At 37.2% G+C, this 1,475-nt stretch carries 2 protein-coding genes; one reads left to right on the top strand and one right to left on the bottom strand.

The features are described from left to right. Positions 1-466 (top strand): transposase (locus tag CXF74_RS21315; protein ID WP_198552958.1); only part of this gene is annotated, 466 nt, incomplete at its 5' end. 269 nt (positions 467-735) lie between these two features. On the opposite strand, the gene CXF74_RS21320 is transcribed toward CXF74_RS21315, so the two are convergent. Next, positions 736-1,251, bottom strand: a complete 516-nt coding sequence (locus tag CXF74_RS21320) for a hypothetical protein (RefSeq protein ID WP_101084642.1) — start codon at positions 1,249-1,251, stop codon at positions 736-738. Positions 1,252-1,475: the final 224 nt, after the last annotated feature.

The following is a 1,475-nucleotide window of genomic DNA, read 5'->3' on the forward strand; positions in this document are numbered from 1 at the left end:
CACCCTGACATTACCTAAACGTTATCCAACAAAGTGGATAGCAAACTGCATAAAAGTGGGTTACGGCGAGCATGCCTTTGAATACCTGTCTCGTTACTTATACCGAGGTGTATTGCCCGATAAAGATATCATCCGTATTACCGATAAAAATGTCACTTTTAAATACGTAGACAGTGAAACGAAGCAAACCAAAACACGAAAACTGCCCATACTCGAATTTTTATGGCTTATCTTACAGCATGTACTCCCAAAAGGATTACAGCGCGTACGTGATGTTGGTTTTCTACGTGGTAATGCAAAAAAGCTAAGACTGCAAATACAGTTATTACTGCTCAACACCAAGCACTGGACTCAGCCTGCCTCGCCTAAGGTAAGTAAAGCGATTCGCACTTGTCCTTGTTGTCAGCACGAAATGACATGCTCAGGGGTTTCACGACTGAGTGAGCCGAAAGGCCTAATAAGATAAACGAGATAAAAAGGATAAGGGGTGAAATATAAATAGAAGGCGTCGCTAATGAAATGAACCTGACAGAGACAACCTATTGATAACACTGAGCTCTCACTGTTATCGCAATCTCGTTCGCCTAAAATTAAGCAGGATAACGAGCAAACCACTAAACCAGATCACACTATTTACTATAAATAAGCAGATACTCGCCCGGGCATGTCCAACACCCAGATAAGGTGTCGGCTGCGCGACACCTATCCTTATTTGTTATATGCCCATTAACATATTTATTTTTTTAATTTGATTTGCGTTTTAACAAATCCAGCGATCGACGCTGACCAGAAACAAATTGGCAACAAAACCATCAAATAAAAGAAAAAACTACTAGTGTAAATATTTACTAATGAATTCCTTCCTACATATTCCAAATCATCAGGTTCGATGGGGAACGACCACAGTGCTATAGGTAATAATGGAACGATTAATAAAAACAAAACACCTTTAATAGGGGATAAAACATGAAACATTCCTTTCGGATTTTTAGCATCAACTACAAACCACCAGTGAAATATTAATATGGGAATTGAAGCTATATTGACTAATAATGCAGCTGAAAAATACTCAGGATATGCGGAGTAATTGGCTATATTCATCCCTATAGTATATTGATTTAAAATATTCACTGTTAAGTACTCAAATATTCTAATATCTACATAATTAAATAAGTGTAATAACACAAAGGCTAAAATTGATGGACCGAAAAAACCTATGACAATCAATTTGTTTTGATATTTAGATTTCACTACTTTTTACCTTTCACAAAGTCTCTTTTTGATAGAGCGGGTATTAGATAACTAATTACAATTAATCGCCTATGAACCATAAATTCTCACGGGCATATAACGCCCACTTAAGCGGACAAAATTTTTTTGCCAAACTTGTTGAGGAACGAAACATGGCAAACTGTTTTTGTTCCGTTTAAAGTGCTTGTTGAACGAAGCCGCTGTGCGGCAGAAAAACAAAAATC

Source organism: Psychromonas sp. Urea-02u-13, from assembly GCF_002835995.1.
Lineage (GTDB): Bacteria > Pseudomonadota > Gammaproteobacteria > Enterobacterales > Psychromonadaceae > Psychromonas.